The organism is Comamonas endophytica (assembly GCF_023634805.2).
Classification (GTDB): Bacteria; Pseudomonadota; Gammaproteobacteria; order Burkholderiales; family Burkholderiaceae_C; genus Comamonas; species Comamonas endophytica.
In genome coordinates, this window is record NZ_CP106882.1 from 539,055 (window position 1) to 562,862 (window position 23,808).

Annotated in this window: 21 protein-coding genes; 12 read left to right on the plus strand and 9 right to left on the minus strand. The window is 68.5% G+C overall.

What is annotated here, in order from left to right; all coding sequences use genetic code 11:
- Nucleotides 1–19 precede the first annotated feature (19 nt).
- The 3 genes from M9799_RS19355 (at nucleotide 20) to M9799_RS19365 (ending at nucleotide 2,444) form a co-directional block, all read left to right on the plus strand.
- On the plus strand, nucleotides 20–463 hold the full coding sequence (locus M9799_RS19355; RefSeq protein ID WP_231044749.1) for a DUF1641 domain-containing protein: 444 nt from the start codon (nucleotides 20–22) through the stop codon (nucleotides 461–463).
- Between the two features lie 169 nt (nucleotides 464–632).
- Nucleotides 633–1,457, plus strand: a complete 825-nt coding sequence (locus tag M9799_RS19360) for an amidohydrolase family protein (protein WP_231044750.1) — start codon at nucleotides 633–635, stop codon at nucleotides 1,455–1,457.
- 21 nt (nucleotides 1,458–1,478) lie between these two features.
- Complete coding sequence (locus M9799_RS19365) at nucleotides 1,479–2,444, plus strand: tripartite tricarboxylate transporter substrate binding protein (RefSeq protein ID WP_231044751.1); 966 nt, start codon at nucleotides 1,479–1,481, stop codon at nucleotides 2,442–2,444.
- On the opposite strand, the gene M9799_RS19370 is transcribed toward M9799_RS19365, so the two are convergent.
- On the minus strand, nucleotides 2,441–3,328 hold the full coding sequence (locus M9799_RS19370; protein ID WP_231044752.1) for a LysR family transcriptional regulator: 888 nt from the start codon (nucleotides 3,326–3,328) through the stop codon (nucleotides 2,441–2,443). The genes M9799_RS19365 and M9799_RS19370 overlap by 4 nt on opposite strands.
- 82 nt (nucleotides 3,329–3,410) lie before the next feature.
- Nucleotides 3,411–4,337 carry a LysR substrate-binding domain-containing protein gene (locus M9799_RS19375; protein ID WP_231044753.1) on the minus strand — a complete coding sequence of 309 codons (927 nt, stop codon included), beginning with the start codon at nucleotides 4,335–4,337 and terminating at the stop codon, nucleotides 3,411–3,413.
- Between the two features lie 127 nt (nucleotides 4,338–4,464).
- Here M9799_RS19375 and M9799_RS19380 point away from each other — a divergent pair, with 127 nt between their 5' ends.
- The 7 genes from M9799_RS19380 (at nucleotide 4,465) to M9799_RS19410 (ending at nucleotide 12,937) form a co-directional block, all read left to right on the plus strand.
- Nucleotides 4,465–5,460 (plus strand): Bug family tripartite tricarboxylate transporter substrate binding protein, encoded by a 996-nt coding sequence (locus M9799_RS19380; RefSeq protein WP_231044754.1) that lies wholly within the window; start codon nucleotides 4,465–4,467, stop codon nucleotides 5,458–5,460.
- A gap of 71 nt (nucleotides 5,461–5,531) precedes the next feature.
- Nucleotides 5,532–6,671, plus strand: a complete 1,140-nt coding sequence (locus M9799_RS19385; RefSeq protein ID WP_231044755.1) for a trans-sulfuration enzyme family protein — start codon at nucleotides 5,532–5,534, stop codon at nucleotides 6,669–6,671.
- A gap of 100 nt (nucleotides 6,672–6,771) precedes the next feature.
- Nucleotides 6,772–7,122: a hypothetical protein gene (locus tag M9799_RS19390; RefSeq protein ID WP_231044756.1), complete on the plus strand. Its 351-nt coding sequence runs from the start codon at nucleotides 6,772–6,774 to the stop codon at nucleotides 7,120–7,122.
- Between the two features lie 250 nt (nucleotides 7,123–7,372).
- Nucleotides 7,373–9,514, plus strand: a complete 2,142-nt coding sequence (locus M9799_RS19395; protein ID WP_231044757.1) for a TonB-dependent receptor — start codon at nucleotides 7,373–7,375, stop codon at nucleotides 9,512–9,514.
- Nucleotides 9,514–10,251, plus strand: a complete 738-nt coding sequence (locus tag M9799_RS19400) for an ABC transporter ATP-binding protein (protein WP_231044758.1) — start codon at nucleotides 9,514–9,516, stop codon at nucleotides 10,249–10,251. Before M9799_RS19395 ends, M9799_RS19400 begins: the two co-directional genes overlap by 1 nt.
- Entirely contained in the window at nucleotides 10,248–11,651 is a 1,404-nt protein-coding gene (locus M9799_RS19405) for a DUF3526 domain-containing protein (RefSeq protein WP_231044759.1), read from the plus strand. Before M9799_RS19400 ends, M9799_RS19405 begins: the two co-directional genes overlap by 4 nt.
- On the plus strand, nucleotides 11,648–12,937 hold the full coding sequence (locus M9799_RS19410; protein WP_231044760.1) for a DUF3526 domain-containing protein: 1,290 nt from the start codon (nucleotides 11,648–11,650) through the stop codon (nucleotides 12,935–12,937). Before M9799_RS19405 ends, M9799_RS19410 begins: the two co-directional genes overlap by 4 nt.
- A gap of 172 nt (nucleotides 12,938–13,109) precedes the next feature.
- Here M9799_RS19410 and M9799_RS19415 read toward each other — a convergent pair whose 3' ends face one another.
- Nucleotides 13,110–13,598, minus strand: a complete 489-nt coding sequence (locus M9799_RS19415) for a cupin domain-containing protein (protein WP_231044761.1) — start codon at nucleotides 13,596–13,598, stop codon at nucleotides 13,110–13,112.
- A 317-nt stretch (nucleotides 13,599–13,915) separates the two neighbouring features.
- Between M9799_RS19415 and M9799_RS19420 the strand changes: the two genes are divergently transcribed.
- A complete protein-coding gene (locus tag M9799_RS19420) occupies nucleotides 13,916–16,078 on the plus strand; it encodes a bifunctional 2',3'-cyclic-nucleotide 2'-phosphodiesterase/3'-nucleotidase (protein WP_231044762.1) in 2,163 nt (720 codons plus the stop codon).
- A gap of 112 nt (nucleotides 16,079–16,190) precedes the next feature.
- Here the strand turns inward: M9799_RS19420 and M9799_RS19425 are convergent, their stop codons facing one another.
- Genes M9799_RS19425 through M9799_RS19435 form a run of 3 tightly spaced genes read right to left on the minus strand, consistent with a single transcriptional unit; the run spans nucleotide 16,191 to nucleotide 19,033 of the window.
- Nucleotides 16,191–16,925 carry an ABC transporter substrate-binding protein gene (locus tag M9799_RS19425; protein WP_231044763.1) on the minus strand — a complete coding sequence of 245 codons (735 nt, stop codon included), beginning with the start codon at nucleotides 16,923–16,925 and terminating at the stop codon, nucleotides 16,191–16,193.
- Nucleotides 16,926–16,932: 7 nt separating this feature from the next.
- The gene (locus M9799_RS19430; protein WP_231044764.1) at nucleotides 16,933–17,985 is read right to left on the minus strand and encodes an Ldh family oxidoreductase; all 1,053 of its coding nucleotides are present in this window, start codon (nucleotides 17,983–17,985) and stop codon (nucleotides 16,933–16,935) included.
- A 34-nt stretch (nucleotides 17,986–18,019) separates the two neighbouring features.
- A complete protein-coding gene (locus tag M9799_RS19435) occupies nucleotides 18,020–19,033 on the minus strand; it encodes a Bug family tripartite tricarboxylate transporter substrate binding protein (protein WP_231044765.1) in 1,014 nt (337 codons plus the stop codon).
- 127 nt (nucleotides 19,034–19,160) lie between these two features.
- Between M9799_RS19435 and M9799_RS19440 the strand changes: the two genes are divergently transcribed.
- A complete protein-coding gene (locus M9799_RS19440; RefSeq protein WP_231044766.1) occupies nucleotides 19,161–20,054 on the plus strand; it encodes a LysR family transcriptional regulator in 894 nt (297 codons plus the stop codon).
- A 47-nt stretch (nucleotides 20,055–20,101) separates the two neighbouring features.
- Here M9799_RS19440 and M9799_RS19445 read toward each other — a convergent pair whose 3' ends face one another.
- From M9799_RS19445 to tcuA, 3 genes are read right to left on the minus strand one after another with little or no spacing between them, the layout of a single operon-like run.
- The gene (locus M9799_RS19445; RefSeq protein WP_231044767.1) at nucleotides 20,102–21,079 is read right to left on the minus strand and encodes a Bug family tripartite tricarboxylate transporter substrate binding protein; all 978 of its coding nucleotides are present in this window, start codon (nucleotides 21,077–21,079) and stop codon (nucleotides 20,102–20,104) included.
- Between the two features lie 52 nt (nucleotides 21,080–21,131).
- Nucleotides 21,132–22,355, minus strand: coding sequence for a tricarballylate utilization 4Fe-4S protein TcuB (tcuB, locus tag M9799_RS19450; protein ID WP_231044768.1), 1,224 nt, complete (start codon nucleotides 22,353–22,355; stop codon nucleotides 21,132–21,134).
- 10 nt (nucleotides 22,356–22,365) lie between these two features.
- Nucleotides 22,366–23,784: an FAD-dependent tricarballylate dehydrogenase TcuA gene (gene tcuA, locus M9799_RS19455; RefSeq protein WP_231044769.1), complete on the minus strand. Its 1,419-nt coding sequence runs from the start codon at nucleotides 23,782–23,784 to the stop codon at nucleotides 22,366–22,368.
- Nucleotides 23,785–23,808 lie beyond the last annotated feature (24 nt).

The window sequence follows — 23,808 nt, forward strand, 5'->3', positions numbered from 1 at the left end:
CATTCAAAGGAGTGGAGAAATGGATGGCGCGAACGATATCCCGACGGCCCGGGATCCCTGCCTTGCCGGCGCGGCCCAGGGGCTGCTGCAGAACGCTGCCGCCATGCAGGGCCTGGCCGAATTGGTGGCCAGGCTGGAGCCCTTGCTGGCGGGGCGGCGGCTGAACAATGTCGTGGACATGCTGTCCGCTGCGGCGGATGTGGTCGACATGAGCGATGCCTATATGGTGGAAAAGCTGTCCAAGGCTTTCGAGGACGGCATGGGCGCGGCCTGGTCGGTGGGCAATGCGGCGCGCATGGCGGCGGCGCGGATGGAGCGGATGGAAGAAACGCCTTCGCTGCTGGGCCTGGTGCGCATGGCCAACGCGCCCGATGTACGCCGCGGCCTGGCCTCTTTGCTTTGCATGGCCGCCGCCCTGGGGCGCCAGCATGCCTATGATCCCGTTGAGTCCTCGGCGGACTGAGGGTGCGGGGGCTGGCGCCTGCTGTCCATCGACACCGTAGACAGGCATCTCCCTCTGGCGGGACGGAGCTGAACAGGCCTTATGCCCGCCGCTCTGCCATAAGCTGCGCTTATGCATGGGCACCACCACCGCCCTCACGCATGGCGGCACAGGCGCATACAGTCGCGCCATGACCGCCATTCTCGCCGTGGACTCCCACGCTCACGTCTTCATGCAGCACATGCCGCTGACCGCGGCGCGGCGCTATGCGCCCGACTTCGATGCCAGGCCAGCCGAATATCTGGATCTGCTCGACATGCATGGCATCACCCACGGAGTGCTGGTGCAACCCAGCTTCCTGGGCTATGACAACAGCTATCTGCTGAGCGTGCTGCGCCAGCAGCCCCAGCGCCTGCGCGGTGTGGTGATGCTCGAGCCCGACACCTCCGAGGCCGAGCTGGCGGCCTTGGCTGCCGGCGGCGTGACGGGCGTGCGCCTGAATCTGGTGGGCCAGGTCCTGCCCGATCTGTCGCTGCCCTTGTGGCAAGCCTTCCTGGCGCGCATCCGGGCGCTGGACTGGCACCTGGAGCTGCACCGCGAAGCGGCGGATCTTCCGGCGCTGCTCGCGGCCGCGGCACGCTCTGGCTGCCGCGTTGTCGTCGACCACTTCGGCCGGCCCGCCCCCCTCCAGGCCAGCGCCGATGCCGGCTTTGCCGAACTGCTGCGGCATGCGGATGCAGGGCGGGTGTGGGTCAAGCTGTCGGCGGCCTACCGCAATGCCAGCGACAGCCCCGACCGGGACGCGCCCGCGGCCCGGGAATGCGCACGCCAGCTGCTGGCGGCCTTCGGCCCCCAGCGCCTGGTCTGGGGCAGCGACTGGCCGCATACCCAGCACCGGCATCTTGCCGACTACGGCACAAGCCTGGCGGCGCTGGCCGACTGGGTGCCCGATGCCGCCCAGCGGCGCGAGATCCTGGGCGCCACGGCGGCCGAGCTGTTCCATATCCCCCAATAACTTCAACCCGCAGGAGACAACATGCAACGCCGTTCCCTGGCCTTGGGCCTCGCCGCCCTGGCCCTTGCCCCCGCCGTGCAGGCCCAGACCGATTTTCCCAACAAGCCCGTGCGCCTGGTGGTGACCTATCCGCCCGGCGGCACCGTGGATGTCGCCGCGCGCATTCTCGCCACCAAGCTCACCGAGCTCTGGGGCCAGTCCGTGGTGGTCGACAACCGCGGCGGTGCAGGCGGCATCATCGGCGCGCAGGCCGTGCTGTCGTCTCCCGCGGACGGCTATACGCTGATGGTGGATGCGTCCAACCATGCGCAGAACGCAGCGCTCAAGAAACGCATGCCCTTCGACACGCTCAAGGCCTTTGCGCCGGTGTCGCTGCTGGTCAAGGTGCCCAACGTGCTGGTGATCCATCCGCGCTTTCCCGCGCAATCGGCCAAGGACGTCGTGGCCTACGCCAAGGCCAACCCCGGAAAGCTGGACTATGCCTCGTCGGGCAATGGCTCGGCGCAGCATCTGGCAGCCGAGCTGTTCGCGCTCAAGACCGGCGCCCCGATGACCCATGTCGCCTACCGCGGCGGCGGCCCGGCCCTGGTCGATGTGATGGCCGGCAACGTGCCGGTGTTCTTTGCCAGCCTGGCGTCCTCGTTGCCGCATATCCAGAGCGGCAAGCTCAAGCCGCTGGCGGTGGCAGGTACGCGCCGTTCGCCGGTGCTTCCCGACACCCCGACCTTTGTCGAAGCCGGGGTGGCCGGCGTGGACGTGTATGAATGGAACGGGCTGTTTGCCCCGGCCAGCACGCCGCCCGCACTGGTCGAGAAGATCAGCAAGGATGTGGCTGCGGCATTGAACGACCGCGAGATCAAGGCCAAGCTGATGGCGCTGGGCGCCGAGGTCATTGGCTCCACGCCCAGGGAGGCGGACCAGTTCCGCCGCAGCGAGATCAGCCAGTGGACGGCGCTGGGCAAGCGCGCCAATATCTCGCTCGACTAAAGCAGTTCGGCCAGCTGGCTGGCCAGGGTGGCCTTGCCCTGGGCCTGCCACAGCACGCTCAGCTCGAAGTGCGGCAGCCACTCGCCATCGCGCAGCGGCGCGAAGCGCACGCCGCGGTGGTGCAGCACCTCGGCGGACTGCGGCAGCAGCGAGGCGCCCACGCCGGCGGCCACGCACGACAGCACGGTGAGCGAACGGTTGGTCTCCTGCACCACGCGCAGCGCCAGACCGGAGCGCGCGAAGGCACTGGCGATGCCGGCGCGCAACGCGGGCAGCTGCGCCTCGGGGAACCAGACCAGCCCGAGGCGCTCCAGATCAGCCAGGGCGGCATGGCCATCGGCCTCCAGCGGATGGCTGGCCGGCAGCACCGCCACCAGCGGATCGCGGCGCACCAGCTTTTGCCGCACCCGGCCCTGCAAGGCCACGGGCGTATGCAGCATGGCCAGGTCGATGCGGCCTTCGCTCAAGGCCTGCACCAGATCGGCATTGCCCATCTCGGACAGCACCACCTGGGTGCCCGGGAACTGCGCGTGCAGCAATTTGAGCGCCTGGGGCAGCACGTCGTACACCGCGTGCGTGACGAAGCCGATGTGCAGCCGTCCGCTCTTGCCCCCGGCAATCGCCCGCGCCTTGCGCTCGGCGCCTTCCGCCAGCGCCAGGCTGGCGCGCACGTCCTCGATCACCGCCTGCCCCGCGCTGCTGAGCACCGAGCCGCGGCGCGAGCGCTCGAACAGGCGCACGCCCAGCGTCTGCTCCACGCGCCGCAGCGCCTGGCTCAGCGCCGGCTGCGCGACCTCGAGATGGGCCGCGGCCGCCGTCATGCTGCCGAGGTCGGCCACGGCCAGCAGATAGCGCATGGTGCGGGTGTCGAAGAGGGTGGGCATGGGGGCGAAGGATAACGGCAATGCGCTATGCCGCGCCGCAGGAGCGGCGCGGCCGGCCGGTGGAGATGCAGGAAGTCCGAACTCAGCTGACCAGCCGCTCGGCCCGCGCATTGCGCGCCTCGAGCAGGCAGGAAGTCAGGTCGCGCACGATGCGGGATTTGGGCAGGTCCGGGCGGAAGATCAGCAGCGTGCGGAAATGCACCGCGGCCGAGAACGGCCGGAAAACCACGCCTCGCGCGGCGTAGCCATCGGCGGCATAGGGGTTGACCAGGCCGATGCCCAGGCCTTCCATGGCCAGCGCGCAGACGGTGGACGAGTTTGGTGTCTCGGCCACGATCCTGGGCCGCACGTTGCCGGCCTCGAAGACCTTTTGCAGCTTGCGGCGCACGGTGTCCTCCGGCGCCAGGGCGATGAAGGGCTCGTCGGCCAGGTCTTCGGGGGTGATGACCGTGCGCTCGCTGAGCCGGTGGCCCGCGGGCATCGCGCAGACCCCCTTGGGCGTGGCGAACAGCTGGTGCTCCAGCCCGGAGACGTCGATCTCGTCGGCCGCCAGGCCCACGTCGAAACGGCTGCCCATCACCAGCTCGCGCACAGTGGAGGAGGCGCCGACCTGAAGCGTGACGGCGATGTCGGGGTGCTGCGCGCGAAACAGCCGCAGCGCGTGCGGCACCAGCGTCGAGCCCATGGCGGCCAGGCTGGCCATGCGGATGTCGCCGCTGCCGAAGTCGCGGATGCGCGCCGCGCTCAGGCGCAGGCGGTCCAGTCCCTGGAAGCTGTTCTCCACATCGCGGAAGAACAGCTGCCCTTCGGCCGTGGGCACGAGCCGGCCGCGGATGCGGTCGAAGAGCGCGAAACCCGTGGCCTTCTCCAGCTCGAGAATGCTGCGGCTGATGGCGGGCTGGGTGATCTGCAGCAGGTCGGCGGCGCGCGAGGCCGATCCCGTGACCATCACCGCCCTGAAAGCCTCGATCTGGCGGAAGTTCATGGGCACTCCATAAGATTTGGTCATGGATGACCGCATTCCTGTCATTGATTGTTATTGGGCGCGATTCTAGAGTAGGCGCCTGGCTTCCAGAAAGCGCCTGGCGTTTCTCTGGCTCTACATGGCAAAGCAAATCGCATGGGTGCATCCAAAAATGAACGACTCCTTCAATCGTCGAAGTGCCTTGATCGCAATGGGCGGCGCCGCCCTGGGCGCGCTGGCGCCCCTTGGCAAGGCGTGGGCCGATCCTGCCTACCCCAATCGCCCGATCAAGCTGATCGTTCCCTGGACCGCAGGCGGCAGCACCGACGTTCTTGCGCGGGCCGTGGGCCAGAACCTGAGCGATGTGCTGGGCAAGCCGGTGGTGGTCGACAACCGCCCCGGCGCTTCGGGCCGGCTGGGGGTCGATGCCATGGCCAAGTCGCCGGCCGATGGCTACACCGCCAGCGTGATCGAGCTGGCGCATGCCATCGCGCCCTCGGTGTTCCAGCGGGTGTCCTATGACATCATGAACGACACCGCCGGCGTGACGCTGCTGGGCGACTCCCCGCTGGTGCTGTTCGTGAGCGCGCAGAAATACCAGCAAGGGCAGTTCCAGAACTTCCTGGCCGATGCGCGCAAGGCCCCGGCTCCGCTGACCATTGCCACCAGCGGCAATGGCAGCATCAGCCATCTCGCGGCCGGCCTGCTGGCCCAGGAAAGCAAGGCGCCATTGGACCTGATCCCGTACAAGGGCTCGGCACCGGCGCTCACCGACGTCGCCGCCGGCATCGTCACCGGCCACTTCTGCACGCTGGCCAGCGCCAGCAGCCTGCTGGGCGCGGGAAAGATCGTTCCGCTGATGGTCACCGGCAGCCGGCGCATCGCGCAGCTGCCCAACACGCCCAGCGCCAGCGAGCTGCGCTTGACGCGCATGGACTTCGGGCAGTGGTGGGCACTGGTCGTGCCGGCCAAGACACCCGCACCCGTCATCGACACCCTCCATCGCGCCACCGCCAAGTCGCTGGCAGACCAGCGCGTGCAAAGCCGCATCTCCAGCCTGGCCATCAATCTCAGAAGCAAGTCGCCCGACGAGACCATGGCCTTCGTGCGCGCCGAGGCCGCCAAGTGGGCGCGGGTGGTGTCGGACCTGGGTATCAAGCCAGAATGACGCCCTGCCCGGCCCGTGCGCGCCGGGCGGCCTGCAAGACCAGAACCAAGATGCCAGAGAAAGCGCCCACCGTGGACCAAAGAATTGATGATTTCCGTAGCCTGTCGCCCGCCGTGCAGCGTGCGTCGACGGTGCTGTTCGACAGCATTGCCGACTTCACGACACGCAAGGAACGCGTGTTCGATGGCTATACCTACGGCGTGACCGGCACGCCGACGACCCGGGCACTGGAAGAGCGCATCGCGCGCCTCGAGGGCGCGCGTTTTTGCGTGACGGCGCCTTCGGGCCAGGCCGCGCTGTGCCAGATCGGCCTGGCGCTGCTGACGGCGGGCGACCATGTGCTGATTTCCGACTCCGCCTACGGTCCGCTGCGGACCTTTGCCAAGGACTACCTGCAGCGCTTCGGCGTGGTCTGCGAGACCTATGACCCGGCGGCGGGCGCCGAGCTGGCGCAGTGCCTGCGGCCCGAGACCCGGCTGATCTTCATGGAGTCACCGGGCTCGCTGACGATGGAGATGCAGGACATTCCGGCCATCGTGCAGCTTGCGAAGGCGGCGGGCGTGCTCACGGTGCTCGACAACAGCTGGGCCTCGCCGCTGGGCTTCCAGGGCGTGCCGGCCGGTGTGGACATCGTGGTGGAGGCCGCCTCCAAATGGTTTGGCGGGCACTCCGACCTGCTGCTGGGCGCCATTGCCACGGACAGCCGCGCGCTGTACGAGAAGCTGCGCACCGCGCAAAGCGTGCTGGGCCAGGCGGTGAGCCCGGACGACTGCTTCCTGGCGCTGCGCGGCCTGGACACCTTCGCGCTGCGCTACGCGCACCAGTGCGCCTCGGCCCTGGTGGTCGCCCAGCGGCTGGCGCAGCATGCGTCGGTGGACGGCGTGCTATTCCCGCCGCTTCCCGGCGACCGCGGCCACGCGCGCTGGGCAGCGTCGTTCCAGGGCGGCGGCTGCGTGCTGTCGTTCATCCCGAAGCTGCAGTCCAGCGAGCAGGTCCATCGCTTCTTCGATGCGCTCGAGGTGTTCCAGATCGGCGCCAGCTGGGGCGGCGTGCATAGCCTGGCGGCGTACTATCCGGCGGCCGAGCAGGCCAAACGAGGCCACTGCGAGTTCAAGCAGGGCATCGTGCGCCTGGCCATTGGCGTGGAGCCGGTGGAGCAGCTGGCCCGGGACCTGGAGCAGGCACTGCGCAGGGCGGCCGAGCCTTCCTGAGACGGGCGAAAACCGACGCCCGGCTCCATCCGCGGCCTAAATCCGCCTGCCTGCTCTTGGGTGAGGCACAATCTCCGGTTCACTTTCGCCAGCCTCACAGATGCTTCGCCTTCGCCAATCCGCCCTGCGCTGGGTGCTCGCCATTTCCATGGCGTGCCTGCTGCTGGGCGGGCCATTGCACCAGGCGCAGCATGCCAGCGAGCCGATCGGCGTGGCGGCCCTGGCCTTTGCCGGGGCTGCGTCCTCGTCCGCGCAACCGGACCACGAGGAAACAGAGGTCGATCTCTGCCTCTGGTGCCTGTTCCATGCCGAGCAGGTGCCGCTCGTCTCCATTCCCGCCGCGCTGAGCTTCCATGCAGAAGCCAGCGCGCCGCCCACGGTGCTTCCGGCCGGCCTGCCGGCGCGCCACTGCGCGCTGGCGGCGGATCCGCGTGGCCCGCCCCTGGCCTGAAGGTTGCGCCTGCGCTGTCTTGAACAGCTGCGCATAGCCCATTGATCGTCTGCCCCGCCTGCGTGATGCCACGTGGCCGGGGAACGCCTGCCTGCGCCCCTTGCCGCGGGCAGCGCGCACGACTTCCCGCCATCCAGCGGGCCACTCTCGATTTTCGCGGCCCCGTGCCATCTCCATCATCGCGTTGGTTCGCGTCTGGTGCGCCTGCATGCGCGCCGGCGCGCCACGCACCCTGCAGACCAATACAAATATGGCCTTCCTGCCCTCCTCCTTCAGCCCATCCACCCTCAGCCGCCCCGTGGCGCCGCTCAGCGCCATTGCGCTGGGCGTCACCACGCTGGCGGTGACGCTGGCCGGCGCGGCGCACGCCCAAGGCAGTGCCTCCGACGCACCCACCGCCACCATGTCCACGGTCGAGGTGCGCGAGATCACCGGCCCGGCCACCCGCGCGCCGGGCGAACGCGCTGCGCTCGCGCTGCAGCCCAAGGCGCTGCCGGCCACCGTGCAGCAGCTCAACCAGGACGACATCGCCAGCACCAACGTGGGCCGCGATATCTCCAATGTGTTTCGCCGGGTGCCGGGCGTGCTGGCCAACAGCATCGACCAGGGCGACACGGGCAACGGCTTTCGCATGCGCGGCTTCGCGACCCAGGGCACGCATGGCGCCGACACCGCGGTCCATGTCGATGGCGTGCCGCAGAACATTCCCTCCAGCCAGGGCGGCGCCGGCCACGGCCCGGTGTTCCTGGAATGGCTCAACGCCGATCTGATCGACCGCATCGACGTGATCAAGGGGCCGATCTCGGCGCTGTATGGCGACCAGAACCGCGCCGGCGCCGTCGAGATCCGTACCCGGAACGGCGGCAGCGCCACGCCATCGAGCATCAGCGTGGGCGCCGAGCGCTATGGCCTGCGCCGCACCTCGCTGGTGCTGTCCAACAGCTTCGCGGAAGTCGATTCGCTGTTCGTTGCCGATGTCTACCGCAACGATGGCTACCGCCGCGACGCCCGCACCGACCGCGACAGCTTCTCCTGGAAGCTGTCCACCGCGCGCGCCGGCAGCCTGTACAGCCTGCGGCTGACCCGCTACGTCTCCGACTATGCGGGTGGCGGTTACCTGCTGCTGCCGCAGATCGAGGCCGGGCTGGACCCGCGCTCGAGCCAGGCGGGCAACCCCGGCTTCGGCAACGCGCGCCGCACCAGCCTGGTGTTCAACCGCGCGCCGGCCGAGGGCGAGCAGGGCTGGCACGCCACGGCCTATGCGGAGACTTTCAACCGCAGCCGCGGCATCACGGCCAACGCCACGCAGCACACGGTGGGCGTGGACGACCGCAATATCCTCGGCGCGCGGGTGCTGAACCACGCCAGCTTCGGCAATGCGGCGCTGTCGCTGGGCGCGGAGCTGCGCCAGGACCGCGGCGAGGCCTACCGACGGATCTACGCGAACCGCCTGCCTTCGGCCAACTATGTGAATGCGCAGGATCTGGACCTGCTGACCTATGGCGTGTTTGCCCAGGGCCAGTGGAAGGCCACCGAGGCCGTCAAGCTCAGCGCCGGCGCGCGCTATGACCGCTTCGACTACGACATCGGGAACCTGAAGCTTCCCGCGGCCAGCACCTCCTACCGCAAGGGCGTCTTCACGCCCAAGCTCGGGGCTTCGTGGAGCCTCATGCCGCAGCTGGAGCTGTTCGCCAATGTCGCCGAAGGCATGCGCTCGCCTTCCGCCGAGCAGATCAGCAGCAGCGGCGCGACCGGCCCGCTGGGCGCCTCCGGCGGCGTCATCAGCCGGGTGGCGCCGAGCAAGGTGCGCTCCTATGACCTGGGCTTCACCTCCGCGCCGGCCCAGGGCTGGACGGTGTCGGGCGCGGCCTACTACATCCTGAACTCGGACGAGATCGTCGGCCAGGCGGATGGCTCCTTCAAATCCGTGGGCGACACCACGCGCAAGGGCTTCGAGCTCGAGACGCGCTGGCGCGCCACGCCATCGACCAGCGTCTATGCCAGCGTGGGCCGGATCCTCGAGGCCAAGGCCAACAATCCCGCGGCCAACGCCGGCGCCAAGCTGTCCATTCCCGGGACGCAGTTCAAGGCCGGGGCCCAGCACCGGCTGCGCCTGGGCGCGGGGCAGCTGACGCTCAACGCCGATGCCTATCTGATCTCGGACATCCCCTACTACGTGGGCACGCCGACCACCCAGGAGCGCAGCATGCCGCTGTACACGCGCTACGACCTGCGCGGCACCTATGACTGGGGGCAGACGCAGCTGTCGCTGTACGCCACCTTCCAGCCGCAGCGCCACGGCACCGAGATCGCCTATGGCAGCGCCACGGGCCTGATGGTCTCGCCCGTGCCCCGCACCAGCTTCGGTGCCACGCTGCGGTATTTCTTCTGATGAGCGGCGCTCCCGTTCTGCAAACGCGCGCCCTGAGCGTCCGCCGCGGCCACCGGCTGACGCTGGACGCGCTGGACCTGGCTGTCCCGGCCGGCAGCGTCTATGCGCTGCTGGGTGGCAACGGCGCCGGCAAGACCACGACGCTGAACGCGCTGCTGGGCTTCGTTGCGGCCGCGTCGGGCCAGGCGCTGGTCGACGGCATCGATGCCTCGCGCGACCCGCAGGCCGCGCGCTCGCGCCTGGCCTATCTGCCGGAAAACGTCGCGCTCTATCCCTATCTGACGGGCATCGAGAACCTGCGCTACTTCTGCCAGCTCTCGGGCATCGCGCTCGGCACCGGGGAAGCCGGTGCGCTGCTGAGCGGCTCGGACCTGGCGCAGAAGTCGCAGGGCCTGCGGGTGGCGGGCTACTCCAAGGGCATGCGCCAGAAGGTCGGGCTGGCCATTGCCCGGGCGCGGCGCGCCTGCGCCATGCTGCTGGACGAGCCCACCTCCGGGCTCGATCCGGCGGCGGCCAACGAGTTCGCCCAGAGTGTGCTCGAAGCCAGGCGTGACGGCATGGCGGTCCTGATGGTGACGCATGACCTGTTCAACGCGCTGGAGGTCGCCGACCGCATCGGCATCCTGAAGGAGGGCAAGCTGGTGGCCGAGTTCGATGCGCGCGATGTCGCGCATGAGGAACTGCAGCGCGTCTACCTGCAGCACGCGCGCGGCACGCTGGAGGCGCATCCATCATGATCGCGGCGATTGCTTCCAAGGAACTGCGCGCGCTGCTGCGCGACGGCCGGCTCTGGGGCCTGGGCCTGGTGCTGGCGCTGCTGCTGGTGGCGGTGCTGGCATCCGCCGCGCACCAGCACCGCACGGCCGAGCAGCAGCGCATCGGGGTGGAAAGCGCGGCGCGCCAGCAATGGGACCATCAGGGCGAGCGCAACCCGCACCGCGCGGCGCATTTCGGCATGTATGCGTTCAAGCCGCAATCGGCGCTGGCCAGCGTCGAGCCCGGCATCGATGCGCAGACCGGCCAGGCACTGTGGCTCGAGCCGCACCGGCGCAACATGGCGCTGTTCGCGCCCGCCGCCGATGCCGCCCCGTCGATCGGGCTGGGCGACTTCCACCCCGCCTTCGTGCTGCTGGCGCTGGTGCCGCTGCTGATCGCGGTGCTGGGCCATGGCAGCGTCACGCACGAGCGCGAGCAGGGCACGCTGCGCATGCTGCAGGCCTGCGGCATGCGCGGCAGCGCGCTGGTGCTGGGCAAGTGGCTGGGGCTGTGCGCGGGCCTGGCGCTGGTGCTGGCGCCCGCGCTGCTGGCCAGCGGCTGGGTCTTGTCCGCCCGGCAGGCGCTGCCCGAAGCCCTGCTGCTGGTGCTGGCGCTGCTCATGTATTACGCCGTCTGGGCCGCCGTCACCGTGCTGGTGTCATCGCAGTGCCGCAGTTCGCGCGCGGCGCTGCTGGTGCTGCTGGCGCTGTGGGTCGGCTGGGTCTTCATCGTTCCGCGCCTGGCGGCATCGGCCGTCGAGAGCGCCGCCCCGCTGCCCACGGGCGAGCAGTTCTGGTCGCGCATCCAGCGGGACATCGACCAGGGGCTGCCGGGGGACGGAACCGCCGCCGAGCGCATGCAGGCCTTCGACAGGCGGCTGCTGGCGCAGGCCGGCGCGGCGCGGCTGCAGGACCTGCCCTTTGGCGTCAATGCCAGGCGCCGCCTGTACCGCGATGCCTATGCCACCCGGGTCTATGCGCTGCATTTCGAGCAGCTGTGGCGAGCGCAGCTGGCCCAGCAGCAGGCGCTGCGCTGGGCCACGGCCGTGACGCCCTATGCCTCCATGCGCGCGATCGGCAGCGCGCTGGCCGGCACCGACCTGGCGCACCGCCGGCATTTCGAGGAAGCAGCCGAGCAATACCGCCAGCACTACACGACCCTGATGGATGAATGGGACATGAACGCCACGCAAGGCATGACTTCCTTTGAAAGCCGCTATGCCGGCAACGCCCAATGGCAGGCCATGCCCGAGTGGCGCTACACGCCACCAGGCACTGGATTTTCCCTGCGCAGCAGCCAGGCCGACTGGGGCCTGCTGGCCGGCTGGCTGGTGCTGGCGCTGGGCGCCATGGGGTGGAGCGCCAGGAGGCTGAACCCATGATGCTTCCCCGACTGATCCACTGGCAGGCCGAGGGCCTGCGGCTGCGCCGCCAGCCGGTTGCCTGGGCGGCGCTGGGCGTGTTGTTTGTGGTGCTGTTTATCTCCGCCACCCTGGCGGGCCTGGATGCGCGCGCCTGGCGCGCGTCTGCAGCGCAAGACAACGCCATGCGCGAGCAGAAACTGCAGCAGGCCATGGCGCAGTTCCAGAAGAACCCGGTGCCGGGGCCGGCCAACGCCACCGCAACCTACCAGCTGGGCCGCGGCGAACTGGGCAGCACGCGCATGCCGGTCGAGGCCGGGCTGGGCCTGGGCATACAGCGCCTGGATGCCCTGCCCGCGCGCCTGAAGGCTTCGCTCGACAGCCGGCATGTGGACGCACGCGACCCGGGGCCGCTGCGCAATCCGCTGCTCGAGGACACCGGCCTGCCCGGGCTGCCGGCCATGGTGGCGCTTCTCGCACCGCTGGTCGCGCTGCTGCTGTGCGCAGGGCTGGTGCAGGAGGAACGCGAACAGGGACGCCTGGGTCTGCTGCGCGTACAGTCCATTCACGGCATCGCACCTGTCGTGATCGCCGCCCTGGGCTGGCGCCTGATCTGCCTGTGGCTTGTGCTTGCGGTCTCGACCCTGCCCGCGCTCGCCCTGGACCCGGGTTCGAGCCCTCAGGTCTGGCTACAGTGGATCGCCGCGCTGGCGGCGTTCTGCGCCGTGTGGGTGGCGCTGGGCGGGCTGCTCGGCGTTCTGCCCGTCAGCGGCGCCAGCAGCATGCTGCTGGCGCTCGGGCTCTGGCTGGCGCTGACCTTCGCGGTCCCGGCGGCCCTGGTGCTGGCCGCCGAGCGCGCGGCGCCCATGCCCTCGCGCCTGCAATCCATCATTGCCATCCGCGAAGCGCAGCACGGCAGCGAAGACAACGAGCAGGCGCTGGCCGAGGCCTGGTACGACGAGCATCCAGAGATCAAGCCGCAGCTGCCCGCCGTCTGGCCTGCCAGCTTCGTCACGCGCGTTCTCGATCAGGACCTGGCGCTGGAGCCGCTGCTGGGGGAGTTCAGCGAGAGCCGCATTCGGCAGGCAGCCATCGTGTCCGGCGGGTCATGGCTCTCGCCGGGCCTGGCCCTGGTGCTTTTCGGCGAGCGGCTGGCCGGCACCGATGTGCCCAGCCATGCGCGCTATCTGCAGCAGGTGGAGGCCTTCGAGCAGCGCTGGCGCGGCTTCCTGGTGCCGCATGTCATGAGCCGCGAGGGGTTGCGGGCCGAGGAGCTGAAGGAACTGCCGCGCTTCGCGGCCCGGTAGATTCTCCGCACCTTAGGAACTGCGTCAAAACCAGCCGCTATTGCTTCAGACAGCGGCAACCGCTGACTGCAGCGAGGTGAAGCCATGGAACCAGATGGCACGCGCCCGGGCCGAAGGCGGATTCGGCGCGGGAGCCGCTGGCGGCCGATACCGCAGCGCTGGTGCCGGGCCGCTACGCGGCCTGGGGATTTTCCTGCGCGTCCTGCTGCGCTTGCGCCGCAGCAATGGCTTGCGGCGGCCAGGCTGCCGGCGTGGGCACTTCGCAGGGAGCATCGGTATCCACCGTGCCGAACATCGCCGGGCTGACGATCTCCAGATACTCCATATCCGGCGAGTAGTCGAACAGGTAGTGGCGGATGCCGGGGCGCTGGTGCACGCAGTCGCCGGCCTTCACCAGCGTCTCCTGGTCCTCGTACATGAATTTCGCCCAGCCCTTGGTCATGAGCACGATCTGGAAATCGGCGACATGCCGGTGCCAGCCGGTGCCCTCCTCCGGCGGCTTGTTGGCCTTGACCAGATGCGCGATCACCCGGCCATGGGTGGCATCGGCCACTCCGAGGTCGCGGTAGAGGAAGAAATCCCTCAAGCCGTCGGAGCGCCAGGGCGTGTCGCCCTCTTTGACGTGGGAGAAAAGAGTCCCGTTTTCGCTGCTGGCAGTCATATCGGTGGCCTTCCTGGAAATGTCAACGCGGGTGGAGGGGCAGGCGCTGGCCCGTTGAACCGCAAGGATCACCGGGCCAGGCACTGGCGATGGTTGCGCAGGTCAAAAAATGTCCCGGTAAGCACCCATGCAATTTCCGCGCCGGACAGCGGCTAGTGCCGGCGTCCTGCATGACATCGAGGCAACCCGTCACACGCCCGTCAATCTCGGCCATAAGAATGGCCAGGCAGCGCAGTCCTGGCAAGGACAGCGCGCTGCGGGCGCCATCGTTGCGATAGTCTTGCCCTTCATTGCATAACCATCCTAAAGGCCTTCCCATGTCCCATGACGTACCCGCTTCGCGCGGCCAGCACCGCTGCTTGCCGCCCCTGTTGGCGCTGCCTGTCACCCTCGCACTGATAGCCTGCGGCGGCAGCGATGGCAACGCCCCTGCGCCTGCCCCGGAACCCGCCGCGCAAAATGCCACGGCCCAGCTGGCGCTGCTGGAGACCACCGACCTGCACTACTACGCGCGCAGCTACAACTATTACTCCGACAAGGAAGACAAGACCGTCGGCCTGGAGCGCACCGCCAGGCTGATCCACAAGGCGCGCGCCGACTTCCCCAACAACCTGCTGGTGGACAACGGCGACACCGTCCAGGGCACGGTGCTGGGCACCTACGAGGCGCAGGTCGCACCGCTGCCGGCCACGCAGCAGCTGTCGATGTACAAGGCCATGGCGACGCTGAAGTACGACGCCGGCGTCCTGGGCAACCACGAGTTCAATTTCGGCCTGCCCTATCTCAGCCAGATCCTGGGCGGCGGACTCGATGTCGAGGGCGTGGACCCGAAGATCGGCTCCAAGGACAAAGGACCGGGTTTCCCCATCGTCACGGCCAACGTCACCAGCCTCAAGAGCGGCAAGCCGCTGGTCGACCCCTATGTCATCCTGGAGCGCAAGCTCGCCGCCACCCAGGCCGACGGCAAGGCCGTGACGCTGCCGATCAGGATCGGCGTGATCGGCATCACCACGCCCGGCATCCTGAACTGGGACAAGGACAAGCTCGAAGGAAAAATCAGCACGCAGGACGGCCGCGACACCGCCGCCAGGTACGTACCCGAAGTGCGTGCCAAGGGCGCCGACCTGGTCTTCGTGCTGCTGCACGGCGGCATGGACGCCAGCGGCTACTTCGCCAATATGGATAACCCCGGCTACTACATCACCAAGGAAGTGCCGGGCATCGACGGCATCGTGATGGGCCACGAGCACAACATCTTCCCCGACCGCGGCGCCAGCCCAGCCTACAAATTCGAGGGTGCAGACAATGTCCGGGGCACCGTCAACGGCGTGCCGGCCGTCATGGCCAGCTCCTGGGGCAAGGGCCTGGGCGTCATCAATTACGCGCTCCAATGGGACGCCGCAGCCAGGAAGTGGTCGGTGGACACCGCCAGGACCGAGGTACAGGTGCGCATGACCGAGTCCAAGGACGCGGCCGGCAAGAGCGTGTATGTGGACTCCGACCCGGCCGTGGTGGCGGCCGTGCAGGAACTGCACGACAAGACCCGCAGCTATGTCGCCTCGCCCATCGGCACCAGCGACTTCCGCCTGAGCTCGATGTTCGCCGACGTGGGCAACGTGGGCGCGCTGCAGATCGTCAACCAGGCGCAGCAGGAATACGTGGCCCGCTATGTGCAGGCCAGCCTGCCCCAGTACGCCGGCCTGCCGGTGCTTTCCGTCACGGCGCCCTTCAAGACCGGCTTTTCCGGCAGCGGCGACTTCACCGACGTGGCGGCCGGCACCATGACCGTCTCGGCGGCGGCCGACCTGTACCTGTACGACAACAACACCATCCATGCGGTGAAGGTCACGGGCGCGCAGATCAAGCTGTGGCTGGAGAACGCGGCCAACCGCTTCAACCAGATCGACCCGAACAAGGCCGAGGACCAGTGGCTGATCAACGACAGCAAGACCGGCGTGCAGCCCGGCTCGTCCTTCCCCGGCTACAACTTCGACGTGTTCACCAGCCGGGACATCAGCTACGAGATCGACGTGACCCAGGCGAAGTACAACGTCAACGATCCGTCCAAGGGCGGCGAGCGCATCAAAAACCTGCGCTACAAGGGGCTGCCCATGGACAACGCGCAGCAGTTCATCGTTGCCACCAACAACTACCGCGCCAACAGCAGCGCCCCGTTCATCCTGGGCACGGGCAAGGCCTTCGACATCGTCTGGGCCTCGCCCGACGCCAACCGCGAGGTGGTGCTGAACTACGTCAAGGCGCAGAAGAACATCACGCGCGCGGCCAATGGTTCGACCAGCAGCTGGCGCTTCGCCCGGGTGGCGACGGCGGGCAAGGTGCTGTTCAAGTCCGGCAAGAACGAGCTGGCCTTGGCCCGGGCTGCAGGCCTGGCCCACGTCAGCCTGGACCGGGAAGACGACACCGGCGTCAACGGCGGCAACGGCAGCTACAGCATCTACCGCATTGCTCTGGACCAGTGAGGGGCAGCCGCCTGCGCGGCAGCGGATGAAGCTGCGAGCCAGCAGCAACGACAAAAAAGGGTGCCCGGCGGCACCCTTTTTTTGCCATTGGACGCCTGTCCCGGCCCGTGCGTCACTGCAGCGGCGCAACCGAGGCACCTTCGATACCGTGTTCCTCCAGTGCCTTCTGGACGAATCCGCTGCGCTTCATTTCCTCCACAAAGGAGGTCAGCACCTGGGCCGCAGCGGCGCCACGGCCCTTGGGCAGGCCCATGGCCTGCTGGATGACCATGAAGCGCCCGGGCAGCAGCCTCAGGCCGCCCAGCCGGGCGGCATCGAATTCCAGCTGCTGCTTCACCCCGGCCGCGACCTCGGCGCCCTGCGCCAGAAAGGTTTCGACCACCGCCGGCGAGGTGGGCGCGCGCAGTATCTCGGCGGATTGCAGCGCTCGCGTCAGATAGAGATCATAGGCACTGCCCTTGCCGACCACCACGCGCACGCCAGCCGTATCGACCTCGGCATTGTCCTGGATCGGCGACTCCTCCCGCACCAGGTACGCGCCTTCGATCAGCACATAGGGCGCCGTGAAGGCGATGCCCGCGCCGCGCACCGGGTCCACGGCAAAGAAGCCGATATCCGCCTGCTCCGCCGTCACCGCCTCGACCGACTTTCCAGCCGAGTCGAAGACCACCAGCTCGATATCGACGCCCAACTGGCGCGCAAATGCATTGGCCAGGTCGATGGAAACCCCGGCCGGCCGGCCGTCGTCCGCACGCCGCGCAAGGATGGGATTGCCCAGGTTGATGGAGGCCCGCAGCCGGCCGGTCGGACAGAACGCTTCGATGATGCTTTGGTCGATATTGCTCATGGCTACCTCATTGGCCCGAATGCTTCGCCCGCTCCTGCAGCATGGCCAGCACCTCGGCGCCGAGCGCAATGCCCTGCGCGCGCTGGCGCGCCATGTTGCGCAGCTCGATTTCACCCGGGACGATGACCGGCTTGTCGGCTTCCACCGCCGGACTTGCGTGCAGTATCTGCGCAAAGTCCTTCATGCGCTCGGCAAGCCAAGCGCCCGAACCCAGCCGCTGCACGTCGATGAGGATGAAGAAATGGCCCAGGTTCTGCGGCTCGTCCGGCGCATCGACCCACGACTTCACATGCGTGAGATAGGCCGCATTGGACAGCAAGCCGGCAAACAGGTCGACCATCAGCGCCAGCCCATAGCCCTTGTGACCGCCGATGGGCTGCAGGAAGCCGTCGAGCGCGGCCTTGGGATCGGTGGTCTTGCGGCCGTGGGGATCCGTGGCCCAGCTGTCGGGGATGGACGTTCCCGCCTTGAGCGCATTGCGGATCTTGGCGCGCGCCACGACGCTCATGGCCATGTCGAGCAGGAAGTGCGCGCCGTCCGGGCCGGGCACGCCGAAGCCCAGCGGGCTGTTGCCCAGGCGCGCATCGCTGCCGCCCCAGGGGGCGATGGTGGTGGTGGCATTGCTGCCGATGATGCTGGCAAAGCCCTGCTCGGCGGCAATGTAGCTGTAGGGCGAGATCGGCCCGAAATGGTTGCTGCCGCGCACGAAGGCCGCGCCGATGCCGCATTCGCGCGCCGCCTCCATCGCCGCACGCAGCCCCTGCATGCCCACCAGGGGCCCGACCCCGTTGGCGCCATCGACGCGGAAGATGCCGGGCGCCACGCGCTCCTGGGTGACCTGAGCCGCCTTGGCGATGCCGTCGACGTCGATCCGCTCGCCATACGACTCGATGCGGCTGAGCCCGTGGGTGGACAGGCCGAAGAGATCGGCCAGCAGGAGAATCTCGACGACATCGGCGGCGTGCTCTGCAGGCAGGCCAAGGCCCTGGAAGGCGTCCTGGCCCAGCTTGCGCAGCTGGTCTTCGGGAATGAGGATCTGGTTTTCGGTGCGTGCGTTCATGGCGTTGCAATCCATAGGGACAAAATGAATGGTGTCAGTCGGCCTGGAGCTTCGCGCTGCGCACGACATCGCCCCAGCGTTTCTTCTCGGAGGTGATGAAGGTGGTGAATTCCCTGGGGCCCCAGCCCACGGCGGTGCTGGAGTCCTCCTCGAGGCGGCGCTTGACGGAGGCCGCCCTCAGCGCCTTCTGCGCTTCCTTGTTGATGCGTTCGATGACCTGGGGCGGTGTCTTGGCCGGGGCGATCAGGCCGAACCACTGCGAGCTTTCGAAGCCCGGGTATCCCAGTTCGCCCACCGTAGGCACGTCCGGGAGCGCCGGCAGCCGCTCGGCGGCGCCCACCGCAAGAATCCTCAGCTTGCCGGCTTTGACGTGCGGCAGGAAGCCCGGCAGGCCGGCGGAGGCCGCGTCGATGGTTCCCGCCAGCAGGTCGGTCATCTGCGCACCCGTGCCCTTGTAGGGCACATGGGTCAGGTTCACCTGGGCCGTGTCCTTGAGCATCTCGAACGCCAGGTGCCCGGCGCTGCCGTTGCCGGCCGAGCCGTAGTTCAGCTTGCCCGGCCGGGCCTTGGACAGGGAGATGAACTCGTCCAGCGACTTGGCATTGACCGACGGGCCGACGGCAAACAGCATCGGCACCCGGGTCAGCAGCGTGACTGGCGCGAAGTCCTTGTCCACGTCGTATTGCAGCTTCGGCATCATGGCCGGATTCACCGCCATCGTGCCCACATGCCCGAGCACCAGGGTGTAGCCATCGGGCGCGGCCCGGGCGCCTTCGATCATGGCGATCGAGCCCTGCCCGCCGGGCTTGTTCTCGACCACCACCGACTGGCCGAGGGCGTGGCCCATCTCCAGCGCCATGGCGCGCGCGATGACGTCGGAGCTGCCGCCGGGCCCGTAGGGCACGAGCAGGCGGATGGGGCGCGTGGGCTGCCACTCCTGCGCGGCGGCCGTGACCGGACCCGACAGCGTGGCAATGGCGATGGCCGACAGAAGGACAGCCTTGGCAAGGGTGCGGCGGCGGGCCTGCGGATGGTGATGGGCGTTCATTTGTCTCCTGCTCCTGGATATGGGCGGCTGTGTGCCTGCCTCTGGTGCCCATCTTGCGATCCACCTGATTCACTGTAAAGTGCAAATATCCGAGGAATTTTTGCGTTGTACGCAAGAAAGTGACTGCATGAACTTCGATCTTGGCGACCTGCGCGCCTTCCTGGCCGTGGCCGATCTGGGCAGCCTGCGCGCCGCCTCGCAGGCGCTGCACCTGTCGCAGTCGGCCCTCTCCCGGCGCATCGACAAGCTCGAAGATGCACTGGGCGTCGCGCTCTTCACCAGGACCACGCGCAAGGTCGAGCTGACCACCGTGGGCCGCGCCTTCGTACCCAAGGCGCGCAATGTGCTCAACGAACTGGCCAGCGCGCTGCTGGGAATACAGGATGTGGCGGAGCGGCTTTCGGGCGAGGTGACGCTGGCCTGCGTGCCCTCCGCCGTGGGCTATTTCCTGCCCAGCGTCTTTGCCGAGTACCACCGGCGCTATCCGCGCATCCGCATCCGCGTGCTGGATGAAGCCTCCAGCGACGTGCTGCTGGCGGTGACGCGCGGCGAAGCCGACTTCGGCGTCACCTACATCGGCACGCAGGAAGCGGATATCGAGTTCCAGCCGTTGATCGAGGAACCTTTTGTGCTGGCCTGCCCCAAGCGCCATCCCCTGGCAAAGCGCAAGGCGGTACGCTGGAGCGAACTGGGCGCGGAGAAATACATTGCCCTGGCGCAGGGCAGCGGCAACCGCTTTCTCATCGACCAGGCGCTGGCCCATGTGGAGCAACGCCCGCGCTGGTTCTGCGAGGTCAACCATGTGCCGGCGCTGGTCAGCCTGGTGCTGGCCGGGCTGGGCATCGGCGTGGTGCCCCGGATGGCGCTGCCGCCGGACGGGCAGGCGGGGCTGGCGGCGATTGCGCTCACCGAACCCCGGGTCTCGCGCACGCTGGGGCTGATATCCCGGCGCGGCAAGGCGCTTCCCGCCGCGGCGCAGCTGCTGTTCGACATGCTGCTGGAATCGAAGGGGCGCGCATAGGACCCGGACTGGACTGCTCCCGGCCATGCGCGGCTGGCTTCAATGGGTCAGTTGGCGCTGAGCTTGCGCTCGCGCACCACCTTGCCCCACTGCTCGTATTCCTTTTGCATGAACGCCGCCAGTTCCGCGCGCGTGGTCGGCTGCGGCGTGAGGCCATGCTGCAGCAGGGCCTTCTTGACCTCCTCGTCGTTCAGCACCTTGACGATCTCGCGGTTCCAGCGATCGAGCATGGCTGCGGGCGTCTTCGCGGGTCCGACGAAGGCATACCAGTTGAGGGCTTCGAAGCCAGGGTATCCGGCCTCGGCCACGGTGGGGATGTCGGGCAGGTAGGCCGGGCGCGCCAGGCCGGTCGTGGCCAGGGGAATCAGCTTGCCGGTCTCGACATGCGGCATGGCCGTGGGCGGTGCGGCGAAGTAGCTGGTCACGCGCTCGCCCAGCAGGTCCTGCAGCGCCGGCGCCCCGCCCTTGTAGGGCACATGCACCATTTCCACGCCCGCGCGCTGGTTGAACAGCTCGCCCGCCAGGTGCGAGGCCGAGCCCGCGCCGGTCGAGGCGTAGTCCACGCTGCCAGGCTTCTTCTTGGCCAGCGCAACGAAGTCCTTGAGCGTCTTCACGCCCGCGCCACGGTGCACGACCAGCACATTGGGGAAGTTCACGCCGCCGGAGATCGGCGCGAGATCCTTGAACGGGTCGTAGTTGAGCTTCATCAGGTGCGGCGCGATGGTCAGCGGACCGACCGAGCCGAACAGGATGACCGAGCCGTCGGCCGCGGCGCTGGCCACCTGGCCGTGGGCGATGTTGCCGCCCGCGCCACCCTTGTTCTCCACCACCACGCTCTGGCCGATGTTCTCGCCCAGCTTCTTGGCGATCAGCCGCGCGGACGCATCGGCGGCGCCGCCGGCGGCGAAGCCCACGACCATGGTCACGGGTTTCCTGGGCGGGAAGTCCTGCGACTGGGCCAGCGTGGCCAGCGAAAGCGCCGAGGAAGCCAGCAGTGCGGTATGCAAAAGGGTGCGACGTTGCATGGGAGTCTCCTATGGTTTTCGTATGGTTTTTGGAAATGGCAGGGACTGCGCTTCAGTCCGCACCCAGCCCGATGGGGTTGGGCTGGCGTTTCTCGGTGTTGTGGCGCAGCAGCGCGGCGGTGCGGAACACGCCATGCGCGAACTTGCCGTAGGGCAGCGTGGCGAACAGCGCCATAACCGCGCCCAGGTGCAGGCACAGCAGCAGCGCCAGCGCCGGCGTGCCGCGCCCCAGCCACAGGGCCAGGCCGCTGGCGCTGACCAGGAACAGCAGCGCGATGAAGCCCAGGTCCATGGGTTTTTGCTGCAGATCGCCATGCTCCGGATGGCGCCGGCGGTTCAGGCGCCACAGGCCCGCCGTGCCCAGCATCAGGCTCACGCCGCCGATCGCGCCGAGCACCTTGGGCAGGCTGGGCAGGTCATAGGGCGCGGCCCAGCCGAACACGTAGTGGTAGACCGTGGCCAGCGAGGTCGCGGCAAAGCACAGCATGAAGCCGTAGAACGTCAGGTGGTGGCAGCGGCGGCGCTGCAGGGTGTAGGCGTCGTCATCGTTACTGCAGCCGCTGCCATGGCCGCCGTCGAGGTATTTGAGGCGCAGCACGTCCGATGCGGCTTCGGCCGCGGCGGGCCGGTTCACATCGGCCCCGCTGGTCGCTGGCTTGACCTCCCTCCAGAAGCGGCGCACGCCCATGAACAGCGCGAACACCACGAACAGGAACACCGGCGCGAACATGCCCACCAGCAGGTTGTGCGGGAACAGGCGGTAGAAATCGCCGCCCAGCTCGGCGCCCCAGAGCGCGCCCAGGCCGTTGCCCTGCAGCACCACCGCCAGCACCAGGAACAGCGTCAGCGCGGCAACCAGCGCCAGCGACAGCGTCAGGCCGTTGCGCCGGTAGAGGCTGCCCAGCGCCGGCGGCCAGGCATAGTCGGCATAGGTCTTGCCGCGCACCTCGGCCATGGCCTTGGGGATGTTGACGGCGAATTCATGCGGGGGCGCGTACTGGCAGGCATGCAGGCAGGCGCCGCAGTTGTGGCACAGGTTGGCGAGGTAATGCACGTCGGCCGCGGCGAACTCCAGCCGGCGGGTCATCGCCGGGAACACCGCGCAGAAGCCCTCGCAATAGCGGCAGGCATTGCAGATCTGCAGCGCGCGCGCCACCTCGGCTTCCGGGGTGAGGGTCTGGATGGGAATGACCTTGTGGACGGGCTTGCTGGCGGCGACGGGCTGGCCCGAGGCGAGCGCCTTGGCGTCTTCGGTCAGGGAGTACAGGGTTTGCATGAATCGGTTCCTAGTCTTGGACGGCGCCGGCCACGGCGGGCCGGCCCTGTGCGGCCAGGGCCGCGTTGCGTCCGGCGATGCGGCCGAAGGCTGTGCCTATCGACATGCCCACGCCCGCCGTGTAGCCCTTGCCCAGCACGTTGCCGGCCATCATCTCGCCGGCCACGAACAGGTTGCGGCTTGCCTGGCCGGCAAAGCGCACGGCGGCGGTGTCGTCGACCTTGAGGCCCAGGTAGGTGAAGGTCACGCCCGGGCGCAGCGCATAGCCGTAGTACGGCGCGGTGTCGATCGGCCGGGCCCAGTGGGTCTTGGCGGGCGCCACACCCTCGGTGTGGCAGTCGTCCAGCGCCGTGTGGTCGAATTTGCCGACGCGGCAGGCCGCGTTGTAGCGCTCCATGGTCTGCATGAAGGTGCCGGCATCGAGGCCGAGCTTTTGCCCCAGCTCCGGCAGGCTGTCGGCGACGATGCCCGGGAATACCGGCGGCATGAAGCGTCCGATGGCCTTGGCGTCGATGATCGAATAGGCGACCTGGCCCGGCTGCTGCGCCACGAGCCGGCCCCAGATCGCATAGCGCTTGGGCCAGAAGTCCTCGCCTTCGTCGTAGAAGCGCTCGGCCTCGCGGTTGACCACCACGCCCAGCGAGACGCAGTCGATGCGCGTGCAGATGCCGCCGTCGTAGAGCGGCGCGCGCGCGTCGATGGCCACCATGTGCGCCTGCGTCGGGTCGCCGATGCGGTCGGCCTGGTGCTCCTCGAGCATGTGGCGCAGCAGCACGCCCTGGTTGTAGGCCGTGCCGCGGATCAGGAAGTTGTCCGAAGGCCATTCGCCGCGCGCGTTCTGGCCCCAGGCCTCGCGCAGCCATTCGCGGTTGGATTCGAACCCGCCGGCCGCGAGCACGCAGCTTTTGGCGGTGATGCGCTGGCCGTCGCACCAGGCGGCAACGAAGCGGCCATCCTCGATCTCGAGCCGCTCGACGGGCGCTTCGTAGCGGATCTCGACGCCCAGCGCCTCGGCGCTGCGGAAATAGGCATTGACCAGGGCCTTGCCGCCACCCATGAAGAAGGCATTGGTGCGCGCGACATGCAGCGCGCCCGACAGCGGCGGCTGGAAATGCACGCCATGGCGGCGCATCCAGTCGCGGCAGGTCGAGGACGCGCGGATCACCAGGCGCGCCAGATGCTCGTCGGTGAGCCCGCCCGTGACCTTGAGCAGATCCTGCCAGTATTCCTCCTCGGGGTAGGCTTCGACCAGTACGTCCTGCGGCGCGTCGTGCATGCAGCGCAGGTTGCGGGTGTGGGCGGAGTTGCCGCCGCGCCAGGCGCGCGGGGCAGACTCCAGCAGCAGCACGCGCATGCCCGCCTCGCGCGCCATCAGGGCGGCGCAGAGGGCAGCGTTGCCACCACCGATGACCAGAACATCGGTGTCCATGGAAATTCTCCTTGCAGTCTCTCT